The sequence below is a fragment of the Legionella feeleii genome (assembly GCF_001467625.1).
Lineage (GTDB): Bacteria > Pseudomonadota > Gammaproteobacteria > Legionellales > Legionellaceae > Tatlockia > Tatlockia feeleii.
Genome location: NZ_LNYB01000070.1, coordinates 1 through 1,244 on the forward strand (window position 1 = coordinate 1; position 1,244 = coordinate 1,244).

Genomic DNA, 1,244 nt, shown 5'->3' on the forward strand with positions numbered 1-1,244 from the left:
CCTTTTGTTGATTATGTTCTTGGCGAACAATCAACAGGATACGCCACCTAATTTATTTTTCACATACACCAGATTCGAGCATAACTCGTTAGAGAACACAGAGTTGGTATTGGCTCTTGCCAACAATAGTGAAATAGATCTGTTGAGTAAGTATTGTAAAAGAATTATCAGCATAAAAACCTTATATGTAGATGGTGATAAAGACATTGATAATTATTACCGTATTTATAGAAAAACCATTTCATATTTGAAGGATTTTAAAAATATCTCACTATTGGTGGCTGGACATCCGCGATTTGGGGTTACGCTTACGCAGCTTTTTGAAATCCAAGCTAGTAAAGAAAATTACATTCTTAATGTAAATCCGGGTATTTCTAGTTTAGATACTATGCTTATTGATTTAAAAATTGATCCTCTCGAAAGAGGTAGTGTAATAATTGATGTAAATCGATTATTACTTTTTGAGCATCCACTAAACACAGCATTAGATTATTTTATCTATCACATTTCTTCCATAGGTAATAATAGGACTGATTTTATGAGTCCAAGTTTAAATAACCAGGGAAATGTATTAAAAGACTACCTTTTAAAATTCTATCCTCAATCAAAAGAAATAGTCATGATTGAGTCTGCCTCGACTAACTCCACAAACCCAACTATTTCACGCGCCACCTTGGGAGAATTAGCTATTTTACTTCAAGAAGTTAACTTCACATCATCTCTATTTATTAAAGGAGATATAAATAGACATATTAACCATAAGTTTTATAATGCACTTACTGTATGATATAAAATTAGAACATTATGAAAGGGGTGCACTACTCAAGCTTTAAGGGATATCAAGCTTATTTGGTATTCGTATTTGCTTGTCTTATTTCAGGGATTGGAAGTGGTTTTATACAACTTGTAGTTTACGATAAAATTGCAGCCCATAATTTACCTCCATTGTATTTTGGATTGGCATTCGCTCTTTCAGTATTTCCAGCATTGCTCGGAAGTTATATAGGTCGATTTATCGCAGTAAAACAAAAATTTAACATTTATATAGCTTACTCTCAGCTTCTGGCAATGATTGTCATCCTTCTGATAGATATTGTTAGCTTAAAAAATAACACTAAATACATCTTGTTTTGTGAAGCCATCACAAGCTTCTCTGGAGTTATGCTCGAATCTGGTGTATGTGAAAAATAAATTAGGTGGCGTATCCTGTTGATTGTTCGCCAAGAACATAATCAACAAAAGGA

Annotated in this window: 2 protein-coding genes; both read left to right on the top strand. The window is 32.9% G+C overall.

The window, feature by feature from the left end:
• Window positions 1-787, top strand: a 787-nt coding sequence (locus Lfee_RS07620) for an SAM-dependent methyltransferase (protein WP_058445481.1), incomplete at its 5' end; no start/stop codon positions are given.
• Between the two features lie 17 nt (window positions 788-804).
• Window positions 805-1,191, top strand: a complete 387-nt coding sequence (locus tag Lfee_RS07625; protein ID WP_058445483.1) for a hypothetical protein — start codon at window positions 805-807, stop codon at window positions 1,189-1,191.
• Window positions 1,192-1,244 lie beyond the last annotated feature (53 nt).

Excerpts from the sequence above, each read along its gene's own strand:
- Lfee_RS07625 (WP_058445483.1), top strand. The coding sequence starts at position 805 with ATGAAAGGGGTGCACTACTCAAGCTTTAAGGGATATCAAGCTTATTTG.